Source organism: Saccharothrix sp. BKS2, assembly GCF_047689505.1.
Classification (GTDB): domain Bacteria; phylum Actinomycetota; class Actinomycetes; order Mycobacteriales; family Pseudonocardiaceae; genus Actinosynnema; species Actinosynnema lopnurensis.
In genome coordinates, this window is record NZ_JAUQOL010000009.1 from 98,051 (window position 1) to 118,840 (window position 20,790).

General features: G+C 73.2%; 18 protein-coding genes. 8 read left to right on the top strand and 10 right to left on the bottom strand.

Features of this window, described 5'->3' with window-relative positions; translation table 11 throughout:
- Positions 1-25: 25 nt before the first annotated feature.
- The 6 genes from Q5530_RS20355 to Q5530_RS20380 all read right to left on the bottom strand — a co-directional run bounded on the left by Q5530_RS20355 (position 26) and on the right by Q5530_RS20380 (position 6,783).
- Entirely contained in the window at positions 26-553 is a 528-nt protein-coding gene (locus tag Q5530_RS20355) for a DUF1992 domain-containing protein (RefSeq protein ID WP_415364274.1), read from the bottom strand.
- A 45-nt stretch (positions 554-598) separates the two neighbouring features.
- A complete protein-coding gene (locus tag Q5530_RS20360) occupies positions 599-1,795 on the bottom strand; it encodes an RNA polymerase sigma factor (RefSeq protein ID WP_415364275.1) in 1,197 nt (398 codons plus the stop codon).
- Complete coding sequence (locus Q5530_RS20365) at positions 1,792-2,238, bottom strand: YciI family protein (protein ID WP_415364277.1); 447 nt, start codon at positions 2,236-2,238, stop codon at positions 1,792-1,794. The genes Q5530_RS20360 and Q5530_RS20365 overlap by 4 nt, the downstream gene beginning before the upstream one ends.
- 117 nt (positions 2,239-2,355) lie before the next feature.
- Positions 2,356-3,441 carry a cellulose binding domain-containing protein gene (locus tag Q5530_RS20370; RefSeq protein WP_415364279.1) on the bottom strand — a complete coding sequence of 362 codons (1,086 nt, stop codon included), beginning with the start codon at positions 3,439-3,441 and terminating at the stop codon, positions 2,356-2,358.
- 10 nt (positions 3,442-3,451) lie between these two features.
- A complete protein-coding gene (locus Q5530_RS20375; RefSeq protein WP_415364281.1) occupies positions 3,452-5,074 on the bottom strand; it encodes a cellulase family glycosylhydrolase in 1,623 nt (540 codons plus the stop codon).
- A gap of 686 nt (positions 5,075-5,760) precedes the next feature.
- The gene (locus Q5530_RS20380; RefSeq protein WP_380635463.1) at positions 5,761-6,783 is read right to left on the bottom strand and encodes a LacI family DNA-binding transcriptional regulator; all 1,023 of its coding nucleotides are present in this window, start codon (positions 6,781-6,783) and stop codon (positions 5,761-5,763) included.
- 103 nt (positions 6,784-6,886) lie between these two features.
- Here Q5530_RS20380 and Q5530_RS20385 point away from each other — a divergent pair, with 103 nt between their 5' ends.
- Positions 6,887-7,855: an acetylxylan esterase gene (locus tag Q5530_RS20385; protein ID WP_415364283.1), complete on the top strand. Its 969-nt coding sequence runs from the start codon at positions 6,887-6,889 to the stop codon at positions 7,853-7,855.
- A 165-nt stretch (positions 7,856-8,020) separates the two neighbouring features.
- Here the strand turns inward: Q5530_RS20385 and Q5530_RS20390 are convergent, their stop codons facing one another.
- Both Q5530_RS20390 and Q5530_RS20395 read right to left on the bottom strand, forming a co-directional pair.
- A complete protein-coding gene (locus Q5530_RS20390; RefSeq protein ID WP_415364285.1) occupies positions 8,021-10,321 on the bottom strand; it encodes a glycoside hydrolase family 3 N-terminal domain-containing protein in 2,301 nt (766 codons plus the stop codon).
- On the bottom strand, positions 10,315-11,304 hold the full coding sequence (locus Q5530_RS20395) for a LacI family DNA-binding transcriptional regulator (RefSeq protein WP_380635470.1): 990 nt from the start codon (positions 11,302-11,304) through the stop codon (positions 10,315-10,317). Before Q5530_RS20395 ends, Q5530_RS20390 begins: the two co-directional genes overlap by 7 nt.
- 228 nt (positions 11,305-11,532) lie before the next feature.
- Between Q5530_RS20395 and Q5530_RS20400 the strand changes: the two genes are divergently transcribed.
- From Q5530_RS20400 to Q5530_RS20415, 4 genes are all read left to right on the top strand, one after another.
- Positions 11,533-12,792 carry an extracellular solute-binding protein gene (locus Q5530_RS20400; RefSeq protein WP_415364287.1) on the top strand — a complete coding sequence of 420 codons (1,260 nt, stop codon included), beginning with the start codon at positions 11,533-11,535 and terminating at the stop codon, positions 12,790-12,792.
- Positions 12,792-13,646 (top strand): carbohydrate ABC transporter permease, encoded by an 855-nt coding sequence (locus Q5530_RS20405; protein WP_380635474.1) that lies wholly within the window; start codon positions 12,792-12,794, stop codon positions 13,644-13,646. The genes Q5530_RS20400 and Q5530_RS20405 overlap by 1 nt, the downstream gene beginning before the upstream one ends.
- Positions 13,643-14,461, top strand: a complete 819-nt coding sequence (locus Q5530_RS20410) for a carbohydrate ABC transporter permease (RefSeq protein ID WP_415364288.1) — start codon at positions 13,643-13,645, stop codon at positions 14,459-14,461. The genes Q5530_RS20405 and Q5530_RS20410 overlap by 4 nt, the downstream gene beginning before the upstream one ends.
- A 222-nt stretch (positions 14,462-14,683) precedes the next feature.
- A complete protein-coding gene (locus tag Q5530_RS20415) occupies positions 14,684-15,724 on the top strand; it encodes a LacI family DNA-binding transcriptional regulator (protein ID WP_380635477.1) in 1,041 nt (346 codons plus the stop codon).
- A 24-nt stretch (positions 15,725-15,748) separates the two neighbouring features.
- Here the strand turns inward: Q5530_RS20415 and Q5530_RS20420 are convergent, their stop codons facing one another.
- Together Q5530_RS20420 and Q5530_RS20425 are read right to left on the bottom strand one after the other, a co-directional pair.
- Complete coding sequence (locus Q5530_RS20420; protein ID WP_380635479.1) at positions 15,749-16,318, bottom strand: hypothetical protein; 570 nt, start codon at positions 16,316-16,318, stop codon at positions 15,749-15,751.
- A complete protein-coding gene (locus tag Q5530_RS20425; RefSeq protein ID WP_415364290.1) occupies positions 16,303-17,595 on the bottom strand; it encodes a lytic polysaccharide monooxygenase in 1,293 nt (430 codons plus the stop codon). Before Q5530_RS20425 ends, Q5530_RS20420 begins: the two co-directional genes overlap by 16 nt.
- A 125-nt stretch (positions 17,596-17,720) precedes the next feature.
- Between Q5530_RS20425 and Q5530_RS20430 the strand changes: the two genes are divergently transcribed.
- From Q5530_RS20430 to Q5530_RS20440, 3 genes are all read left to right on the top strand, one after another.
- The gene (locus Q5530_RS20430) at positions 17,721-18,596 is read left to right on the top strand and encodes a PfkB family carbohydrate kinase (protein ID WP_415364291.1); all 876 of its coding nucleotides are present in this window, start codon (positions 17,721-17,723) and stop codon (positions 18,594-18,596) included.
- Between the two features lie 113 nt (positions 18,597-18,709).
- A complete protein-coding gene (locus tag Q5530_RS20435) occupies positions 18,710-19,708 on the top strand; it encodes an NlpC/P60 family protein (RefSeq protein ID WP_415364293.1) in 999 nt (332 codons plus the stop codon).
- Between the two features lie 155 nt (positions 19,709-19,863).
- Positions 19,864-20,730 carry a MerR family transcriptional regulator gene (locus Q5530_RS20440; protein WP_415364294.1) on the top strand — a complete coding sequence of 289 codons (867 nt, stop codon included), beginning with the start codon at positions 19,864-19,866 and terminating at the stop codon, positions 20,728-20,730.
- The last annotated feature ends 60 nt before the right edge of the window (positions 20,731-20,790 follow it).

Here is a 20,790-nt window from a genome sequence, read left to right on the forward strand (position 1 = left end):
GACGCGGCCGGGACACCCGGGCGGATCACGCCTGCTCGCGGCGCTCCGCTCGCCCCGCGGCCGGGCGGAACCGCCGGAGGAACCCGGCGAGGCGGCCCGGCGCAGCGGGGCGCTCGTCGACCGGAGCGGCCCCGGGAGGGGCCGGGCGGGCGGTCCGGGCGGCGGACTCGCGCCACTCCCCCACCACGTGCTCCACGTCGAACGGCATCAGGTTCAGCGGCGGGCCGGACATCGGCTTGCGGATCGCGTCCTCGATCCGGGCGTTGATCCCCGCCAGGATTCGCCGCACCTCGGCCTCCGACGACGCCCGCCCGGCCGCCTCCCGCGCCGCCGCGGCCTCCTTGCGCAGCAGCAGCGTGGGCGGCAGCGCGGTGCCCTCCTCGCGGCGCAGCTTGTCCTTCACCCACCACAGCTCGTCGTGGGGCTCCCGCAGGCCGCCCAGCGGCTTGCCGGCGCCCGGCAGGTCGTCGAACTCGCCGCGCTCCTGCGCCTCGCGGATCTGCCGCTCGATCCAGCCCTCGAAGCCCACACCGGCGGGTTTGCGCTCGGTCACGTCCACCACCCCCACCTCCGAAGGTACCGAAGGCGGGACCGGCGCTCAGCGCGCGAGCCGGGCCGCCCTGTCCACCAGGTAGCGCTGCTCGGGCGTGCTCGTCGTGCGGGCGGCCGCGATCCGGTAGTGCCGCACGGCCGCGTCCGCGTCGCCCGCCATCTCGTCCAGGTGGGCGCGCACGGCGTCGAGCCGGTGGTGGCCGGGCAGCCGCGGCTCCAGCTCGTCGACCAGCGCCAGGCCCGCCGCCGGGCCGTGGACCATGGCCACGGCGACCGCCCGGTTCAGCGACACCACGGGGTTGCCCGTCATGCGCTCCAGCAGCCCGTACATGCCCAGGATCTGCGGCCAGTCGGTGTCCTCGGCGCGGCGCGCGTCGTCGTGGAGCGCCGCGATCGACGCCTGCACCTGGTACTCCCCCACGGCGCCGCGCTCGACCGCCTCGGTGATCAGCCCGACCCCCTCGACGATGAGCGCCTGGTCCCACCTCGCCCGGTCCTGCTCGGCCAGCGGGACCAGCGAGCCGTCGGGCCGGGTGCGGGCGGGGCGGCGGGCGTCGGTGAGCAGCATCAGCGCCAGCAGGCCGGCCACCTCGCCGTCGGCGGGCAGCCGGGCGTGCAGGAGCCGGGCCAGGCGGATGGCCTCGCCGGACAGCTCGGTGCGGTGCAGCGAGCCGCCCGCGCTGCTGGTGTAGCCCTCGTTGAAGATCAGGTAGAGCACGTGCAGCACGGACCGCAGGCGGGACGCCCACTCCTCGGCCCCCGGCGGGGCGAAGCGCGCCCCGCGCAGCTTCTGCTTGGCCCGGCTGATCCGCTGCGCCATGGTGGCCTCGGGCACCAGGAACGCGCGGGCGATCTCGGCGGTGGTCAGGCCGCCCACCGCGCGCAGGGTCAGCGCGATGGCCGAGGCGGGCGTGAGGTCCGGGTGGCCGCACAGGAACAGCACCACCAGCGTGTCGTCGTGGTCCACCACGTCGCCGGGCGGCGGTTCGCGGAAGACCGCCAGCTCGCGGCGGCGTCGGGCGGCCTCGCTGCGGACCAGGTCGGTCATCCTGCGTTCGGCGACCCTGGTCAGCCAGGCGCGCGGGTCGTCCGGCAGGCCGTCGACCGGCCAGTGCCGCGCGGCGGACAGCAGCGCCTCCTGCACCGCGTCCTCGGCCAGGGCGAAGTCGCCGCGGCGGCGCGCGAGCGCGCCGAGGACCCGCGGCGCGCACTCGCGCAGCAGGTCCTCGACGACCCGGCTCACAGGTCGGGCGCCGCGGGGGCCGACATCAGCTCACGCACCTCGATCGGCTGGCCGAGCGGCACGCCGTTCGGGCCGGGCGCGGCGGACGCCTTCGCGGCGATCTCCAGCGCGCGCTCCGGCGTGGTGTCGACCAGCCAGTAGCCCGCCAGCAGCTCCTTGGACTCCGGGAACGGGCCGTCGGTGACGACGGGCGCGCCCGTGCCGGTGGCCGTGACCCGCTTGGCCAGCTCCGGACCGGACAGTCCCTGGGCGTCGACCAGCTCGCCGTTGCCGGCCAGCTCCGCGCCCAGGTCCTGCTGGTAGGTGATGTGCGCGGCGATGTCCTCGGGGGCCCACCGGTCCATGGGGGTGTCGCAGGTGGCGCTGGGGCCGTAGTTCATCAGCAGCAGGAACTTCGCCATGTCGGACTCCTCGGTGCGGTTCGCGCCCATCTTGGCGCTCACCCCCACTGACGGAGCCGGCGGCGGCTTCTCTACACGCCCGATCGTGAGCTGGGTCACCTCACGGGGGTGGTGGTGCGCGGGGTCGCCAGCGTGCTGCCGACGACCCCGCGCCCCGGTTCAGGCCGACGAGCAGGTCGGCACGGGGTTCCAGCCGGTCGCGTCGCCGGTGCCGTTGAACCCGGCGGTGACGGAGCCCGCGGGCGGGACGGACCCGTTCCACGCGGTGTTGGTCACCGTGACGGCGCGGCCGCTCTGGCTGAAGGTGCCGTTCCAGCCCTGGGCCACGGTCATGCCCGCGCCCAGGTCGAAGCGCACCGACCAGCCGCGGGCCGCCGACGTGCCCGAGTTGCGGAAGACGACCGTCGCCGAGAACCCGCCCGGCCACCGGTTGCCGATCCTGACCTCGGCCGCGCACGTCCCGCCCGGCGGCGTGGTGGTCGTGGTCGTGGTGGTCGTGGTCGTCGTCGTGCTGGTGGAGGTGGGCGTGGTGCCGTTGAGCGCGGACACCACGGCCGGGATCCACCGGTCGGCGATCTTGCGGTCACCGGCGGCGTTCGGGTGCACGCCGTCGTAGGTGTCGCTCCCGGTGGCGAACCCGGTCCACTGGTCGACCACGGTGATCGGCGACCGCGCGGTGGACTTGCCCGCCGCCCAGCCGGGGATCGCCGCGTTCAGGTCGACCACCCGCTGGGGGCACTCGGCGCAGGCGCTCGCCGCCATCGGGATGATCTTCGCGACGATGATCCTCATCGACGCGTTGTTGGCGCGCATCTGGTCCACCAGCTTGGAGTAGGCGGCCAGGATGGTCGCCGTGGACCGGTTGCTCCACACGTCGTTGGTGCCGAAGTGCATGAGCACCACGTCCGGGTCGGCGGTGTCGAGCCAGCCCACGAGCTGGTTCTGGTCGGCCACCGCCGTCACCAGCGCGCCGCCGTGGCCCTCGTTCTCGCCGTCGTAGGCGAAGCCGCAGCCGTCACCGGCGCGGGTGCCCACGAAGTCGATGTTCGTGTGCCCGGCCGCGCGCAGGTCCCGGTCCAGCAGCGCGCGCCAGCAGCCCGGCGATCCGGTGATCGAGTCGCCGAGCGGCATGATCCGCGTCGGGGCGGCGGCCTGGACGGACGCCTGCCCCGGCACGGTCACGAGGAGCCCCACCACCGTGGCGAGCGCCGCGAGCAGCGCCCCCACCGCGATCTTCCTCGACATCGTCATCCCCCTAGGCCGCGGTGCAGCTGGAGCCGTTGAGGGTGAACGCCGTGGGCGCGGCGTTGGTGCCGTTCCACGAGCCGATGAAGCCGAAGCTGACCGAGCCGTTCACCGGGATGGTCCCGTTGTAGGCCACGTTGGTCGCGCTCAGCGCGCTGCCCGACTGGCTCGTGGTGGCGCCCCAGGACTGCGACACGGTCTGGCCGTTGGCCCAGGTCCAGCGCAGCGTCCAGCCGCTGACCGCGGCGGTGCCGGTGTTGGCGATCTTCACGTCGCCCTGGAACCCGCCCTGCCACTGGCCGGCGAGCCGGTAGGTGACCGCGCAGCCCGCCGGGCCGCCGCCACCGGTCTGGGTGGTGACGTTGACCGAGGTCGAGCGGGTCGAGCGGTTGCCCGCCGCGTCGCGCGCGTACACCGCGAAGGTGTAGGTGGTGGCCGCGGACAGGCCCGTGACGGTCGTGCTGGTGGTGGCGGAGCTGCCCGCCGCCGTCTCGGTGGTGCCGCTGACCCGGACCACGTCGTAGCCGACCACGCCGACGTTGTCGGTGGCCGCGCCCCAGGTGAGCGTGGCGGAGCTGGAGGTCACGCCGGACGCGGACGGGGTGCCGGGCGCGCTGGGCGGGGTGGTGTCGGTCGGGTCGCCGCCACCGCCGTAGACGCTGGCCTCGCGGGAGGTGGCCTTGATGCCGTTGGCGCCGTTGACGGCCCGCTGGCCCCAGCTGGTCAGCTGGGAGGCGTTGAAGCCGGTCACCATGTCCAGGTACTCGACGCCGCCGCCGTTGCCGGACCACGACCAGGCCAGGTAGCCCAGCCTGAGCTGCTGGGTGGTGGCGAAGATGGTGTCCTCGTCGGGGTTGCCGTCGCTGTGGTCGAAGCCGAACTCGCCGACCACGATCGGCAGCTTCGCCGAGACGAACCGGTTGAGGTAGTCGTTGATCTCCGCCGCCGTGTCGAACACGCCGTACATGTGGATGGAGAACACGGTGTTCTTCCGCGGGTCGGCGCTGAACACCGACTGGGCGTTGTCGCGCATGGTGAAGGCCCAGTCCTGGCCCCAGTTCGGCGCGTCGACCATGATCGTGTGCTCGAAGCCCGCCGAGCGCAGCGAGGTGATGGCGTCCTTGGTGGCCTGGGTCCACCCGGTGTAGCCGGTGTTGCCCCACGGCTCGTTGCCGATGTTGAGGATGACGTACTTCTCCTGGCCGGCCATGGCCGTCTGGACGCTCTTCCAGTACTCCACGGCGCGGGCCAGGCTGACCGCGCCGCTCTGCTCCTGGTAGCCGGTGGTGTCGTGCACCTCCAGCACGCAGATGAGCTTGTTGGCCTTGCACTGGGCGATGACGTTGCTGACGTCGGAGGCGTCGTTGCGGGTCCACCGGTCACCGCTGGAGAGGACGACGCGGACGGTGTTGGCGCCCGTGGCCTTGATGTCCTTCAGCGCCTGGGTGGTGCGGTCCAGGTACCAGGTGTGCGCGTGGTTGACGCCGCGCATCACGAAGTCGTTGCCGTTGGCGTCCAGCAGGCGCCCGTTGTTGACGGTGAAGCCGGCGGCCGCTTGGGCCGGCACCACCGTCAGCAGTGAGAGGACCAAGGCGGCGACGGCTGCGCCGGCCAAGGCGAATCGCTTGCGCATGGGTGTACCTCGCGGAGTTGTCGACACTGACATTGCGAGCGCAGGGCAGCGCGCCCGCCCGACGGGCGGACACCCACACCAAAGCAATTAACCGCTTAAGTGTCAACGGGCAGTTTTGCGCAAAGCGGCAGGTCAGCGGCCTTTTTGGGCAGGCCGCAGCGGAACTGGGAACGCTCCCAGACGCGAGCCTAAGTGTGCCCCGAACGGGCCTCCCGCGTCTAGGCCGGGATGACGGTCGGTGGGCGGCGGGCGGCGGAGGGCCCGCGCGGCTCCGCCTGGTGCTCGACCGCGCCCGCGCCAACCGCAGTGGGCGGCGGCGGGCGCGGAGGGCCCGCGCGGGGCGGGCGCGGCGGGGGGCGGCGGCCGTGCGGGCTTGGGAGCGGCGCGAGGCGGCGGCGAGGCGCTGCGGGGGGGGGGCAGGGCAGGGCGCGCGGGTGAGGCGGGGCAGGCCGAGGGAGGGCAGGCTGAGGGAGGGCGGCGCGGCGCAGGCGAGGCAGGCCGGCGCGGGGCGAGGCGGCGCGGCGCGGGGCAGGGCGGGGCAGGGCGGCGCGGGGCAGGGCGCGGGTGAGGCGGCGCGGGGCGGTCCGAAACGATCTGCGGCCGGCCTGCGCGCAGCCGACCCGCGCGCCTTCGGCGGGAACCCCACCCCCCGGGAACCCGCCCCCGAACCCGCCGCCCCGAAACCCTCAGCCGGCGGGCGCCTGCCCCGTGCTCGACCGCGGCACCAGCTCCGGGTCCGAGGTCTTCACCTGCTCCACCGGCCCGCCCCCGATGACGTCCAGCAGCAACCGCACCGCCGCCGCCCCGCGCTCCGCGATCGGCCGCCGCACCGCCGACAGCGCCGGCCGCACCAGGCGGCACAGCGCGGAGTCGTCCCAGGCGACCAGCGACAGCTGGTCCGGCACACCCAGTCCCAGCTCGTGCGCCACCCCCAGCGCGGACACGGCCATCACGTCGTTGTCGAACACCAGCGCGGTGGGCGGCGCGGCGCCGGTCAGCACCCGACGGGTGACCCGGGCTGCGGCCTCGTCCGAGTAGTCGGCGTGCACCACCCGCGCCTCGCCCAGCCCGAGCCGGGCGGCGGCCGTGGTGAAGGCGCGCGACCTGGTCTGGGTGTGCACGAACCGGGTGGGCCCCGCGACCCGCACGATCCGCCGGTGCCCGAGCGCGACCAGGTACTCCAGCACCTCGTCCACGGCCGTCTCGTCGTCGGTCCACACGCACGGGACCTCCGGCTCCACCGGCTCCCCGAGCACCACGGCGGGCAGCCGCAGCTCCCGCACCAGCTCCACCCGCGGGTCGTTCTGCACCAGGTCGACCAGCAGCACGCCGTCGACCCGCCGCTCGCCCCACCACCGCCGGTAGGCCGCCAGCTCGGCCGCGGCGTTGTCGGTGACCTGGAGCAGCAGCGAGGTGGGCCCGCCCGCGAGCGCGCCCTGGATGCCCGAGATGAGCTGCATGAAGTACGGCTCGACGCCGATCACCCTGGCCGGCCGGTCCACGACCAGGCCGATGGCGTTGGCGCGGCCGTCGCTGAGGGAGCGCGCCGCGCTGCTGGGCACCCAGCCGAGGCGGTCGGCGATGTCCATGATGCGGCGGCGGGTGGGTTCGGAGACGCCCGGCCGGTTGTTGAGCGCGTAGGACACCGCGCCGGTCGACACGCCGGCCGCCTTTGCGATGTCCGAGATGGTCGGACGCTTAGCTCCCACCGCGCCTCCTCGCTCCGTGATCATGAGTTTAGACCGCTGTTGAGACAGAGCGCCCCGGTAGGGTGATTAAGCGCTTAACTGATCTTGGGGAAAGGGGACCACCGTGCCCTGGTTCGACCTGTCCGAGCGGGAACTCGCGACCTACCGCACCGCCACCGCCGAGCCGGAGGGCCTCGACGGCTGGTGGCGGGCCCGGCTGGAGGAGGCCAGGTCGGCCGCGCTGCCGCCGGTGCTGACCCCGTACGCCGCCGACGTCTACGGCCCGCTGCCGGTGTGGGACGTGGAGTTCTCCGGTTGCGGCGGCGACCGGGTGCGCGGCTGGTACCTCCGGCCGGCCGGGTCCGGGGAGGTCGAGCTGCCGACCGTGGTGAGCTACATCGGCTACGGCGGCGGGCGCGGGCTGCCCTCGGAGCACGTGCTGCTGCCCGCCGCCGGGTACGCGGTGTTCGTGATGGACACCCGCGGCCAGGGCGGGCGCTGGACGCTGGGCGCCACGCCGGACTCCGGGTTCGCCGGCCCCGAGCACCCCGGCGTGATGACGCGGGGCATCGCCTCGCCCGAGACCTACTACGTGACGCGGCTGATGGTCGACGCCGCCCGCGCGGTGGAGGTGGCCGCCTCGCTGGACGGCGTGGACGCGACCAGGCTGGCCGTGTCCGGCGGCAGCCAGGGCGGCGGGCTGGCGCTGGCCGCGGCGGCGCTGAACGGCGACGCGGTCCGGGTGTGCCACGCGGACGTGCCGTTCCTGTGCGACTTCCAGCGGGCGGTCACCCTCACCGACGCCGAGCCGTACGCGGAGATCTCGAAGTTCCTGGCCCAGCACGTGGAGCTGATCCCGCGGGCCCTGGACACCCTGCGGTACGTGGACGGCGCGCTGCTGTCGCGCCGGATCACCGCCACGTCGCTGCTGAGCGTGGGCCTGATGGACGAGGTGTGCCCGCCGTCCACGGTGTACGCGGCGTACAACGAGATCACCGCGCCGAAGGAGATGGCGGTGTTCCCGTTCAGCGGGCACACCGTGCCCCGGGTGCACGACGAGCGGAGGCTGCGCCACCTGCGCGCGCACCTCTGACCGGGGGCGCGGGGGGACCGCCCACGACCCGGTCACCGGCGGACCGCGAGGGGGCCACCGCCATAGCCCCCTCGCGGCCGCCTGGTCGGTGGACTCGGCAGCTCTCCGGGGACCCCGGCAGCTCGGCCCGGGGTCCCTGCGTCCACGACCAGCCCGTGGCGGTCGTCAGCCGGCCGTGACCGGGGTGACCAGCACCCGGTCGTGGCCGACGACCCGCTGCTCGCCCGTCACCTGGATCGACCGCTCCCAGCGGATGTCCTCGCTGGAGCAGCCCACCAGCAGCACGAGCTCGCCGGTCTCCACGACCCGCCGGCCGTCGCGGCCGGTGAACGAGGTGCGGTCGGCGTGCAGCCGGAAGGTCACCCGCCGCTGCTCGCCCGCGTCCAGCTCGACCCTGGCGAAGCCGACGAGCTGGCGCACCGGCCGGGTCACGCCGGCCACCGGGTCGTGCAGGTACAGCTGGACGACCTCGGCGCCGGGGCGCGACCCGGTGTTGCGCACCAGGCACGAGACCTCGACCTCGCCGTCGCTGGGCAGCTCGTCGCCCGAGGCGAAGTCCGACAGCTCGAACGAGGTGTAGGACAGGCCGTGGCCGAACGGGAACAGCGGCGTCGGGTCGACGGAGCTGATGCCGCCCTTGGCGCCCAGCTTCGGGTGCAGGTAGGTGGTCGGCTGCCCGCCGGGGGTGCGCGGCACCTGCACGGGCAGCTTGCCCGAGGGGTTCACCCGCCCGCTGAGCACGCCGGCCACCGCGCCCGCGCCCTCCTCGCCCGGGAAGAACGCCTGCACCGCGGCCGCCGGCCGGTAGGAGCCCAGCGCGTACGGGCGGCCGGCCAGCAGCACCAGGACCACCGGCTTGCCGGTGGCCAGCAGCGCGTCGAGCAGCTCGCCCTGCACGCCGGGCAGCGACAGGTCCTCCGCGTCGCAGCCCTCGCCGGAGGTGCCGCGGCCGAACAGCCCGGCCAGGTCGCCGAGGACGGCCAGCACGACGTCCGCGTCCCGCGCCGCGTCGACCGCCTCGGCGATGCCCGTCCGGTCGTCGCCGGAGACCTCGCAGCCCTTGGCCGTGCTCACCGCCGCGTCCGGGAACTCCTTGCGCACGGCGGCCAGCAGGGTGTCCATCTCCACGCCGAGCGCCACCTCGGGGTGGTGCACGCCGACGTGGTTGGGGAAGGAGTAGCAGCCCATCATGGACAGCAGGTCGTCCGCGCACGGCCCGACCACGGCCAGCCTCGCCGGCGCCGCCAGCGGCAGCACGCCGGAGGCGTTGTCCAGCAGCACCACGGACCGCTCGGCCATGGTGCGGGCCAGGTCGCGCAGCGCGGGCGGGTCCAGGTCGATCGGCTCGCCGCGCAGCACGGCGGGCGAGTCGGGCTCCCAGCCCTCGTCCAGCAGCCCGAGTTCACACTTCTGGGTGAGAACCCGGGTGACCGCGCGGTCCACCAGCCCCTCGTCCACCTCGCCCGAGCGCACCAGCTCCGCCAGCGGCTCGCCGTAGCAGCGCACGCTGGGCAGCTCCACGTCGATGCCGGCGGCCAGGGCCAGCGCGGCGGCCTCGCCGGGCGAGCCGGCCACGCCGTGCGTGGTCTCCAGGAAGGACACCGCGAAGTAGTCGGCGACGACCACGCCGGTGAAGCCCCACTGCTCGCGCAGCAGGTCGGTGAGCAGGGTGGGGTCCGAGGCGGGCGGCACGCCGTCCACCTCGGCGTAGGAGTTCATCACCGAGCGCGCGCCGCCCAGGCGCAGGGCCATCTCGAACGGCGGCAGCACCACGTCGGCGAACTCACGCGGTCCCATGTGGACCGGCGCGTGGTTGCGGGCGGCGCGCGAGGCGGAGTAGCCCGCGAAGTGCTTCAGCGTCGCCACGATCCCGCTGGACTCCAGGCCGCGGGTGTAGGCCGCGCCGAGCAGGCCCACCAGGTACGGGTCCTCGCCGATGGTCTCCTCGGTGCGCCCCCAGCGCGGGTCGCGGGTCACGTCGAGCACCGGCGACAGCCCCTGGTGGATGCCGAGGTCGCGCATCACGCGGCCCACTTCGCGCGCCATGACCTCGACCGACTCGGGGTCGAAGGACGCGCCCCAGGCCAGCGGGACCGGGAAGACCGTGGCCTGCCAGGCGGTGAAGCCGGCCAGGCACTCCTCGTGCGCCATGGCCGGGATGCCGAACCGGTTGTTGGCCACCAGCCTGCGCTGCGTCTCGGCCAGCACCTTGGCGCCCACCGCCGGCTCCACCGGCCCCGTGCCGAACACGCGGGTCAGCTGCCCGAGGCCGGGCTTGGTCAGCTCGTCCCACGGGGGCAGCGGCTCGGCGAACTCGTGCTGCGCGGGCGCGACCTCCTCGCCGTCGGAGATGCCCACCCAGACGCCGACCAGCTGGGCCAGCTTCTCCTCCAGGGTCAGCTCGGCCAGCAGGGCGGCGACGCGCTCCCCGGTCGGCTTGCCGGGATCGGCCCAGGGGTTCAGCACGGTGGCTCCTTCGTTGACGATCGGACGACGAGTTCGGTGGCCAGCTCGACGCGCTCGGTCTCGACCGGTCGGCCCGCGATGAGGTCCGCGAGCATCCGGCCGGCGTGCCGGCCCATCTCGGTCAGCGGCTGGCGCACCGTGGTGAGCGCGGGCGACGACCACACGGCGACCGGTAAGTCGTCGAACCCGACCACGCTCAGGTCCCCGGGCACGGACAGCCCGGCGACGCGGGCGGCCTCGATCACGCCCAGCGCCTGCTCGTCGTTGCCGGCGAAGACCGCGGTGGGCCGGTGGGGCTGCGCCAGCAGCTCGGCGGCGCGCCGGAACCCGCCCTCGTGCCTGAAGTCGCCGTTCTTGACCAGCTCGGGGTCGAACGGGATGCCCGCGCGGTCCAGCGCGGCGCGGTAGCCGTCGACCCGCGCGCGGCTGCACAGCATCCCGGCCGGTCCGCCGATCACCCCGATGCGGCGGTGACCGAGCCTGATCAGGTGCTCGGTGGCCGACAGGCCGCCCGCCCAGTTGGTGGCGCCGACGCTGGGCACGTTCGGCTGCGGCAGGTCGACGGGGTCGATCACCACCACCGGGATGCGCGAGTCGGCCAGCACCCGCCGGTCGGCGGCGGTCAGCTGCGAGGTCACCAGGAGCGCGCCCGCGCGCCTGGCCTCCACCAGCGACGCCGCCCAGGAGGCGTGGTGGCGCGGCTTGTCGGTGGAGGACACCACGACGTGCAGCCCGGTGTCGACGACACCGCGGATGATCTCCACCGCCCAGGGGCTGTCCAGGGCGGTGAACACGAGGTCGACCAGCATGTGCCCCGAGGCCCGGCGGGACCCAACGGGCACGTAGTCGTACTCGGCGAGGAGCTGCCGCACACGAGCCCTGGTCTCCGCGCCGACGTCGTCCTTCCCGTTGAGGACTTTGGACACCGTCGGGAGGGACACCCCCGCTGCAGCAGCGATCGTGGCCAACGTGGCTCGACGCATGGGCCGATAGTATCGAAACTCGATCGAAACACAAGAGTGACCCTTTGACGTGCGTAAACGCGACTCCGTCTCAGTTCAGAGTGAGCCTTGACACGCGTTCGACACCCGTCTAGGTTCTCCGCAAGTCGTGGATGTTTCGAAATGTTTCGAGCCACGAACATTTCCGCAGCGTGGCAGAAGGGTGGCGGTTGCATGTCCCGCCGATCATGGACGCGTCCCCTCATGGCGATGGGGCTCGTCGTCGCGGCAGCAGTGGCTTCCGCGTGCGGCTCCTCCGGACCGGCCGAGTCCGGCGCGGGGGAGATCAAGGTGTGGGCCCTGGAAGACCCGGTGCTCAACCCGATCGAGCAGAAGTCGATCGACTCCTTCAAGGCCCAGGGCGGCAACGCCTCCCTGGAGACCTTCGGCAACGACCCGTACAAGCAGCGGCTCCGGGTCGCCATCGGGTCCCCGCAGGCCCCTGACCTGTTCTTCAACTGGGGCGGTGGCAACCTCAAGGAGTACGTCGACGCCGGCAAGGTCGCCGACCTGACCGCGCTGCTCGACGAGAACAAGGCCGTCAAGGACAAGTTCATCCCCAGCGTCCTGGACGGCGCGACGCTCGACGGCAAGATCTACGGCGTGCCGATGCGCGGCATGCAGCCGGTCCTGCTGTTCTTCAACAAGAAGGTGTTCGCCGAGGCCGGCGTCGAGGCGCCGAAGACCTGGGACGACCTGCTCGCGCTGGTCGACACCTTCAAGGGCAAGGGCATCACCCCGATCGCCCTGGCCGGCACCCAGGCGTGGACCGAGCTGATGTGGGCCGAGTACGTGCTCGACCGCTTCGCCGGCCCCGAGGTGTTCAAGAAGATCCGGGACGAGGGCCCCCAGGCGTGGAAGGACCCGACCGTGGTCGAGTCCCTGTCCAAGCTCAAGGAGCTGATCGACCGGGGCGGCTTCGGCACCAACTTCGCCTCCGTCGGCTACGACGCCGGTGGCGCGTCGACCATCCTGGCCCAGGGCAAGGCGGCCATGCACCTGATGGGCTCCTGGGAGTACACCAACCAGCTGGGTCAGAGCCCCGACTTCGTCAAGGCGGGCGACCTGGGCTGGGTGGCGTTCCCGACGATCGAGGGCGGCAAGGGCGACCCTTCGAACCTGGTCGGCAACGTGAGCAACTTCTACTCGGCCACCTCCGGGTCGAAGAACCTGGACGCGGCGAAGAAGTTCGTCACCACCACGCTGCACGAGGACTCCTACATCGACGCGCTGGTCGCGGCCGGTGACGTGCCGCCCGTGGTGGGCGCGGAGGAGAAGCTGAAGGCGGCCGACAACGCCGACTACACGACCTCCATCTACCAGATGGTGCTGGACACGAAGAACTTCCAGCTCTCCTGGGACCAGGACCTGCCCGCCGACGACGCCACGTTCATGCTGACCCAGCTCCAGGAGTTCTTCCTGGGCAAGGTCTCGCCGCAGCAGTTCGTCGACGCGGTGGCCGCGCGCTGATGTCCTCCCAGCGACCTTCGGGCTGGTACGCCGCACCGGCGTTCGCGTTCTTCGCCCTGTTCGCGGCGCTGCCCATGGTGCTCGTGGTCTACCTGAGCTTCACCACCTGGGACGGCCTGGGAACTCCCGAGATCAGCGGGGCCGACAACTGGACCCGGTTGATGGAGGACGGCGAGGCCCACGCCTCGGTGGGGCGGACCGTGCTGCTGATGGTCGTGTCCTGGCTCGTCCAGACCCCGATCGCGTTGCTGATCGGGGTCTGGGCGGCCGGCAAGGAGCGGTCCCGCGCGGTGCTCAGCTCGATCTTCTTCCTGCCCCTGCTGCTGTCCACGGCGGCGATCGCGCTGCTGTGGCAGGTGCTGCTCGACCCGAACTTCGGCGCCTTCGTCGGCGGTCCGCTGTTCCTGGGTGACACCGAGATCGCGATCTACACCGTGGTCTTCGTGATCTCGTGGCAGTACATCCCGTTCCACACCCTGCTCTACCAGGGTGCGGCGCGGGCCATCCCGCCGTCGCTGTACGAGGCGGCGACCATCGACGGCGCCTCGCGGTTCGGGAAGTTCCGGAACATCACCCTGCCGCAGCTGCGGTACACGATCGTGACGTCGTCGGTGCTCATGCTGGTCGGTTCGCTGACCACGTTCGACACCGTGCTGATCCTGACCAACGGCGGACCGGGCACCGCGACCCGCATCCTGCCGCTGCACATGTACATCACCGGCTTCAGCGGTTTCGAGATGGGCTACGCGAGCGCGATCGCGGTCGTGCTGGTCGTGCTCGGCACGGTGCTGTCGGTGGCGGTCATGCGCTGGAGCGGGTTCCGCGCGATGAGCAGCCAGCAGGAGGGGTCGTGAAATCTCGTCCGAACTGGCTCGCCGGGTTGTTCTCCCTGGCGTGGCTGGTCCTCGTCCTCGGCCCGCTGGTCTACCTGATCACGGTGTCGCTGCGCACCCGCACCGAGTACCTCGGCAAGAGCGCGTGGTCGGTCCCCGAGGCGCTGACGCTCGACAACTACAAGACGGTGCTGACGGGCGGGTTCGGCCAGTACCTGCTCAACAACGTGATCGTGACCGCGGCGACGGTGGCGATCGTCGTGCTGATCACCGTGCCGTGCGCCTACGCGGTCGCGCGGAGCAACGCGCGGTTCGTGCAGCGCGGGTTCACCCTGCTGCTGATCGGCCTGGCGATCCCGGCGCAGGCGACGATCATCCCGGTGTACCTGCTGATCACCCGGATGCACCTGTACGACACCCTGGCCGCGATCATCCTGCCCACGGCGGCGTTCGCGCTGCCGGTGGCCACGCTGGTGATGACCAACAGCCTGCGGGAGGTGCCCCGCGAGCTGTACGAGGCGCAGGCGATCGACGGCGCCGGCCCGTTCCGGGTGCTGGTGTCGCTGGTCCTGCCGCTGGCCAGGCCGGCGATCATGACCGTGGTGGTCTACACGGCGCTCAACGCCTGGAACGGGTTCCTGTTCCCGCTGGTGCTCACGCAGTCCGAGTCGTCGCGCGTGCTGACCCTCGGCCTGTGGGACTTCCAGGGGCAGTTCGGCACCAACGTGCCGGCGCTGCTGGCGGCCGTGACGCTGTCCGTGCTGCCGATCTTCGCGGTGTACCTGTTCGGGCGACGGTTCCTGCTGAGCGGCCTCACGGCTGGCTTCGGCAAGTAACCGACCACCGCACCGGTCCCGCGGCGGCGCGGGGCCCCGCGCGCCAGGGGCGTGGCCGTTCAACCTCTCTCCCGACGGCCACGCCCCGCCGCGCGCATTGACACTTTCGAAAAGCAATTCGACAATTTCGGCCACTATGTATCCCGCAGAGTGAGCCACACCGCTCCCCGATCACCATATTGACCGGACTTCTCCCGGTGCTGCTGCCGTAGACTGCGGCCCATGCCGACGAAAGCCCAGCCAACCCCGGATGGCACCGCCACGAGCAAGATCACCATCGCGGACATCGCCGCCGAGGCCGGGGTGTCGGTACCGACAGTTTCGAAGGTCATGAACGGCCGGGCGGACGTCGCACCGCACACGCGGGAAAAGGTCGAGGCGATCATCCGCCGCCACGGTTACCAGAGGCGGTCGGACGAGCGGTCGCGGCGGTCCAACCTCGTGGAGCTGATGTTCCACGAGCTGGAGAGCGCCTGGGCGCTGGAGATCATCCGCGGCGCCGAGCAGGTGGCCGCCGAGAACGGCCTGGCGCTCGTGCTCAGCGAGTCCCAGGGCCGGCTCACCCCGGGCCACGGCTGGCTGGAGGGCGTGATCGCCCGCAAGCCGCTCGCGGTGATCTCGGTGTTCTCCGACCTGACCTCGCAGCAGCTGGCGAAGCTGCGCGCCCGCGACATCCCGGTGGTGGTGGTCGACCCGATCGGCGAGCCGCAGCTGGAGACGCCGTCCATCGGCGCCACGAACTGGAACGGCGGCCTGACCGCCACCCGGCACCTGATCGAGCTGGGGCACCGCCGGATCGCCATGATCGGCGGCCCGGAGCGGGTGCTGTGCAGCCGCGCCAGGGTGGACGGCTACCGCGCCGCGCTGGAGACCGCGGGCCTCGCGGTCGACCCGACCCTGGTCCGCTACGGCGACTTCCACGTGGAGTCCGGCCGCGCGCAGTTCGCCCAGATGCTGGAGCTGACCACGCCGCCCACCGCGGTGTTCGCGGGCTCGGACCTCCAGGCGCTCGGCGTCTACGAGGCCGCCCGCGCCGCCGGCCTGCGCGTGCCCGAGGACCTGAGCGTCATCGGTTTCGACGACCTCCCGGTCGCCCAGTGGGTGGGCCCGCCGCTGACCACGGTCCGGCAGCCGCTGCAGGACATGGCCGCGGCGGGCACCCGTCTCGCCATCACGCTGGCGCGTGGTGAAGAGCCCGAACACCGCCGAATCGAGCTTGCCACCACGCTCGTGGTGCGGCAGAGCACCGCACCGCCGCGCTGACGAGCCGTCTTTCCTTCCTCCCCCTCAGTGGTGGTGACCCGGCGCCTGGGTGTAGACGCAGCCCTCCGCCTCGGCGGCCACGGTGTGGCCCACCTCGTCGTCGGGGGTCACCGGGGTGCACCGCAGTTGGTGCAGGCCCAGCAGCTCCAGGCCGAGCGTGCCGCTGAGCGCGAAGCCGTTGCCGAAGCCGAAGTCCGGGTCGTCCAGGACCTCGCCGCTCGACAGGGCCCCCTGCCAGGCGCGCTGGAAGTCACCCAGCCCGTCGCGCCGGAACACCACCAGCCCGAGCCGCTCGTAGGGCCCCGCCTGGCACGTCGCCCACTCCGTCACGTACGGCGCGTAGAGCGCGGCGCGCAGCGGGCCGACGAAGTCGTGGAACTCCTCCATCGTCCGCGGTTGCGCCTCGTCGCACTGCCCGGTCTTCTCGTGCACCCAGTCGGCCACCTCGACCGGGTTCGCCAGGGGCGGCCCGAGGGCGTTGGCCGCCAGGTCGGTGGAGCCGGTGGAGCCGGTCGCCCCGGACGAGCAGGCGACCGACCCCACCAGGAGCGCGGCCAGGGCCGCGCAGCGCGCCAACATCAGGCCGTGGCGCACGAAGCGCCGTTGAGGGTGAAGCCGGTCGGGGTGGCGGGCGTTCCCTGCGACGTCCCGTTGAACCCGAAGCTCACCGACTGACCCGGCTGGAGGTCCTGGTTCCAGGCGGCCCCCTTCGCGGTGGCCTTGCCGCCGGACACGGCGACCTGCGCCGACCACGCCTGGGTGATGCCCTGACCGGAGGGCACGTCCCAGACCAGCTCCCACGCGGTGACCGCGGTGGTGCCGGTGTTCCGCACCGACACGGCGGCGGTGAAGCCGCCGGACCACGAGCTGCCCACGCCGAAGGTCACCGAGCACGTGCCCGGCGGGGTGCCGGTGCCGCCGCCGCTCGTGCGGACCGAGACGACCGCCGACGGGGTGGAGGTGTTGCCCGCCGCGTCCCGCGCCACCACGTAGAACTGGTAGGCGGTGTCGGCGGTGAGGCCGGTGACCGTGGCCGTGGTACCCGAGCCGGAGGCCACCTGGACGTCGTTCGCGCCCGCCTCCCGGAACACCTGGTAGGAGGCCACACCGGTGTCGTCCGAGGACGCGGCCCAGCTCAGCGACACGGAGTTCGCCGTCGCCGTCGCGGTCGGCGTGCCCGGCGCGCTCGGGGCCCGGGTGTCACCGCCGGTGCCGCCGCCGCTGAAGTTCACGTCCGAGCAGCTGTAGAACGCCTCGGGGCTGTCGCTGCGCTGCCAGATCGAGTAGATGACGTGGCGGCCGGATTTGTTGGGCAGGGTGCCGCTCCAGGCGTACTCGCCGCTGCCCAGCGGCGGGTTGGTGACGCTGTCGAACGGCGCGGGCTCCAGGTCCGACCACTTCAGCGGCTGGGTGACGTCGAAGCCGTCCCGGGTGACGTACTGGTCCCAGCGACCGGGGTGCGGCGCCCAGGCGTTGTACTTGAAGGTGATCCGCGCGCCCGCCTGGAGGTTGGTCACGGGCCAGTCGGCGCGCGCCAGGTTGTAGGCGTCGTACTTGGTGGTCGGGCCGCACAGGTCGCCGTCGGCGATGAGGTCCCGGTGGCGACCGCCGGCCTGGCTGATCAGGTTGCCGTACCAGTCCCACAGCGGCTGCTTGCCACCGAGCTGCACGGCCGCGGCGCACGCCGGGTTCGTCGGGTTCAGGTCGCCGTTGCCGCCGAGCCTGCCGTCCTCGTAGCAGGCGTAGGTGCGGCTGGCGGGGTAGGTCATGGACCCGTGGGCCACCGCGACGCCGCTCTGGACGAACACGGTGGTCACCCCGACCACGCCGAGCACGGCGGCGACCAACGCCCCGGTGCGCTTGAGTCGCACGGATGTCTCCATTCAGATCGACGGTGACCTGGTAACTGGGAGCGCTCCCAGAATTACGATCGCATTTCCGGTGACCCGACGTCAACGCTCCGTTTCAACTGGTGGTCGCCGGGTACCGGTCACCCATGCGGATCGCGGTGATCGGCCAGGTGGCGCGCGACCTCGTCCTGGTGGTGCCCGAGGTGCCGGGGGAGGGCGGCAGCGCCACGGTGTCCGAGCGCCGCGAGGTGCTGGGCGGCAAGGGCGCCAACATCGCCCGCGACGCCGTCCAGCTCGGGGCGTCGGTCGTGCTGCTCGGCGTCGTCGGGGACGACCGCGAGGGCCGCCTCCTGGTCGAGGCGCTCGCGGCGGACGGGGTGGCGACCGGCGCGGTGGCGCAGCGGACGGGCACCCGGACGGCCCTGGTCGTGGACGTCGTGTGCGAGGGCCGGTACCGCTACCTGGAGGACATCCCCGAGGCCACCCTCGTCACCCCCGCCGACGTGGCGGCGGCGTCGGCGGAGCTGGCCGCGGCCGACGCCGTGGTGATCCAGCTCCAGCAGCCCGCCGGGACCGCGCTGGCCGCCGCCCGCGCCGCGACCGGCCTGGTCGTGCTGGACGGCGTGCCCGGCGGCGAGGTGGACGCCCTGCTGGCCCGCGCGGACGTGCTGCGGGCCGACCACACCGAGGCCGAGCAGCTGACCGGCCGCTCGATCGACGGGGCGCGGGACGCGCTGGCGGCTGGCCGGGAACTGCTGGCGCGCGGGCCGTCGGTGGTGGCGCTGGAGGTCCCCGGCGAGGCGAACGCGCTGGTCTGGGAGGGCGGCTCGGCGGTGGTGCCGCTGACCGGGGAGCACGTCGTGGACACCACCGGCGGCGGGGACGCGTTCGTGGCCGCGCTGACCGTGGCGCTGGTGCGCGGCGACGACCCCGAGGAGGCCGGGAAGCTCGCCACCGCCGCCTCCGGGCGCGCCGTCGACCACCCCGGTGGGCGCACCGACCTGACCGGCCTGGCACGCTGACGGGCCCGGACGGGCCCCGGTGGACGGCGGTCCCGCGGTTCCGTAACCTGTCCGAGACCTGAATGGGGTCACCCGTTCGGGGTAGGTCCGGTTACGAGGAGGGTCGCGAGACCGTGGCGTCGAACCCCGCCCAGCGCACCGTTCGCGCCGCCGTGGCGGCCACCGCAGTCGCCGTGCTGGTCGGCGCCCTGCCGCTGCCCCACGCCGGGGCGGACCCCGTGCCGCCCAACGCCTCCGACGCGCTCAAGCGGTACAACGACCTGTCCACGCAGGCCGAGGCCCTCAACGAGGAGCACCTGCGGGCGCAGGAGGCGCTGACCGGGGCGCAGGGCGCGCTGGACCAGGCCAACCGCGACATCGCCACCGCCGAGGAGGCGCAGGAGGCGCTGCGCGGGCAGGTCGACCTGCTCACCGAGGCGTCGTTCCAGGGCGCGCGGTTCAGCCAGCTGTCCGCGCTGCTGGTGTCGGAGTCCCAGCAGGACTTCCTCAACCGGATGTCGGCGCTCGGCGTGCTGGCGCACGACAACGCCGAGGCGTTGCGGGGTCTGGAGGAGGCGGTCGACGAGGCCGCCGACGCCGCGCGGCGCGCCACCGAGGCCGCGACGAGCGCCAACCAGGCGATCGGCGAGATCGACCAGCGCAAGGGCGCGCTGGACCGGCAGATCGACGAGGCCCGCGAGGCGTACCGCTCGCTGGGCGACGCCGAGCGCCGGGCGTTGAACAACGCGGGCGACACGGGCCCGATCCCGGTGCCCGCGGGCACGGCGGGGCAGGCGCTGGCGTTCGCGCTGGGCGAGCGGGGCAAGCCCTACGTCTACGGTTCGAACGGGCCGAACTCGTGGGACTGCTCCAGCCTCATGCAGGCGGCCTACCGGTCGGTGGGGATCAGCATCCCGCGCACCACGTACGGGCAGGCCAAGGTCGGGCGAGGGGTGTCGCGCAACGAGGTCAGGGCCGGTGATCTGATCATCTACTACAGCGGTCAGACGCACGTGGCCATGGCGATCGACGGGCTGCGCGCCGTGCACGCCTCGACCGAGGGTGTGCCGGTGAAGGTCCAGGACATCGAGTCGATCGGGCCGGTCGACGTGATCCGCCGCGTGGTCGGCTGATCTTTCCTGGCTGATCTTTCCCGGCTGTCTCTCCTTGGCTGCCTCTCCCCGGCCGGCCCTCGCCGGCCGACCCCCGCCTGGCGATTCCGGGCGCGTGCCACGCGTGCTCGTTACCATGATTCGGTTCAGAACCGATCCGCACAGGCGGGAGACGCGTGGAGCAGTGGAGCGCGGGCGCGGTCGCGCGGATGCTGGGCATCTCACCGACCACGCTGCGCACGTGGGACCGGCGCTACGGGCTCGGCCCGGACACCCGCGAGGAGGGCAGGCACCGCCGCTACTCCCCCGCCGACGTGACCCGGCTGCGCCGCATGCTCGAACTCACCGCCCAGGGCATGGCGCCCGCCGCGGCCGCTGCCATCGCCCTGGGCTCGTCCCCGCCCGCGAGACCCCGGGCCGGCGGCGGACCCAAGGCCCTCGCGGTGGGCGGTTCGGCGGAGGGGCGCGGGTTCGCCCGCGCGGCGGCCCGCCTGGACGCGCCGCTGATGAGCGCGCTGGTCCTGGAGTTGGTGGAGCAGCGCGGCGTGGTCGACGCGTGGGAGTCGGTGCTGGCGCCGTTCCTGGTCGCACTGGGCGAGCGGGTCATCGCCCGGGGCCGGGGCGTCGAGGTCGAGCACCTGGCGACGGCGAGCGTCCTCGACGCCCTGCGCGGCACCGCGCCCGTCGCGCTCTCCGGGCGGTTGCCGGTGCTGCTGGCGTGCGCGCCGGACGAGCAGCACACCCTGCCGGTGGACGTGCTGGCGGCGGCGCTGGCCGAGCGCGGGTGCGCGTCGCGCAACCTCGGGGCGCGGGTCCCGGCCGGGGCGCTGCTGGACGCGGCGGAGCTGTTGTCACCCGGTTCGGTGATGTTGTGGGCGCACGAACGGTCCCTCGCCGATGCCGCGCCGGTGGCCGAACTGCTGGCGCGGGGACACGCGGTGCTGGTCGGCGGGGCCGGGTGGGACGAGGTGCCGGCCGGGGCGCGGCGGCTGTGGACGTTGGGCGAGGCGGTGGAGGCGGTTCTCGAGTTGAACCGATCTTGAACGAATTCGGGGTTGGAGGGACGACCGATCCGACATCGAGGCCGATCGAGGACGTGATCC

Bases quoted from the DNA above. Each gene is read 5' to 3' on its own strand.
- Q5530_RS20370 (WP_415364279.1), bottom strand. From the start codon at position 3,441: ATGTCGAGGAAGATCGCGGTGGGGGCGCTGCTCGCGGCGCTCGCCACG.
- Q5530_RS20375 (WP_415364281.1), bottom strand. From the start codon at position 5,074: ATGCGCAAGCGATTCGCCTTGGCCGGCGCAGCCGTCGCCGCCTTGGTC.
- Q5530_RS20395 (WP_380635470.1), bottom strand. From the start codon at position 11,304: ATGCGTCGAGCCACGTTGGCCACGATCGCTGCTGCAGCGGGGGTGTCC.
- Q5530_RS20400 (WP_415364287.1), top strand. From the start codon at position 11,533: ATGGGGCTCGTCGTCGCGGCAGCAGTGGCTTCCGCGTGCGGCTCCTCC.
- Q5530_RS20405 (WP_380635474.1), top strand. From the start codon at position 12,792: ATGTCCTCCCAGCGACCTTCGGGCTGGTACGCCGCACCGGCGTTCGCG.
- Q5530_RS20415 (WP_380635477.1), top strand. From the start codon at position 14,684: ATGCCGACGAAAGCCCAGCCAACCCCGGATGGCACCGCCACGAGCAAG.
- Q5530_RS20430 (WP_415364291.1), top strand. From the start codon at position 17,721: ATGCGGATCGCGGTGATCGGCCAGGTGGCGCGCGACCTCGTCCTGGTG.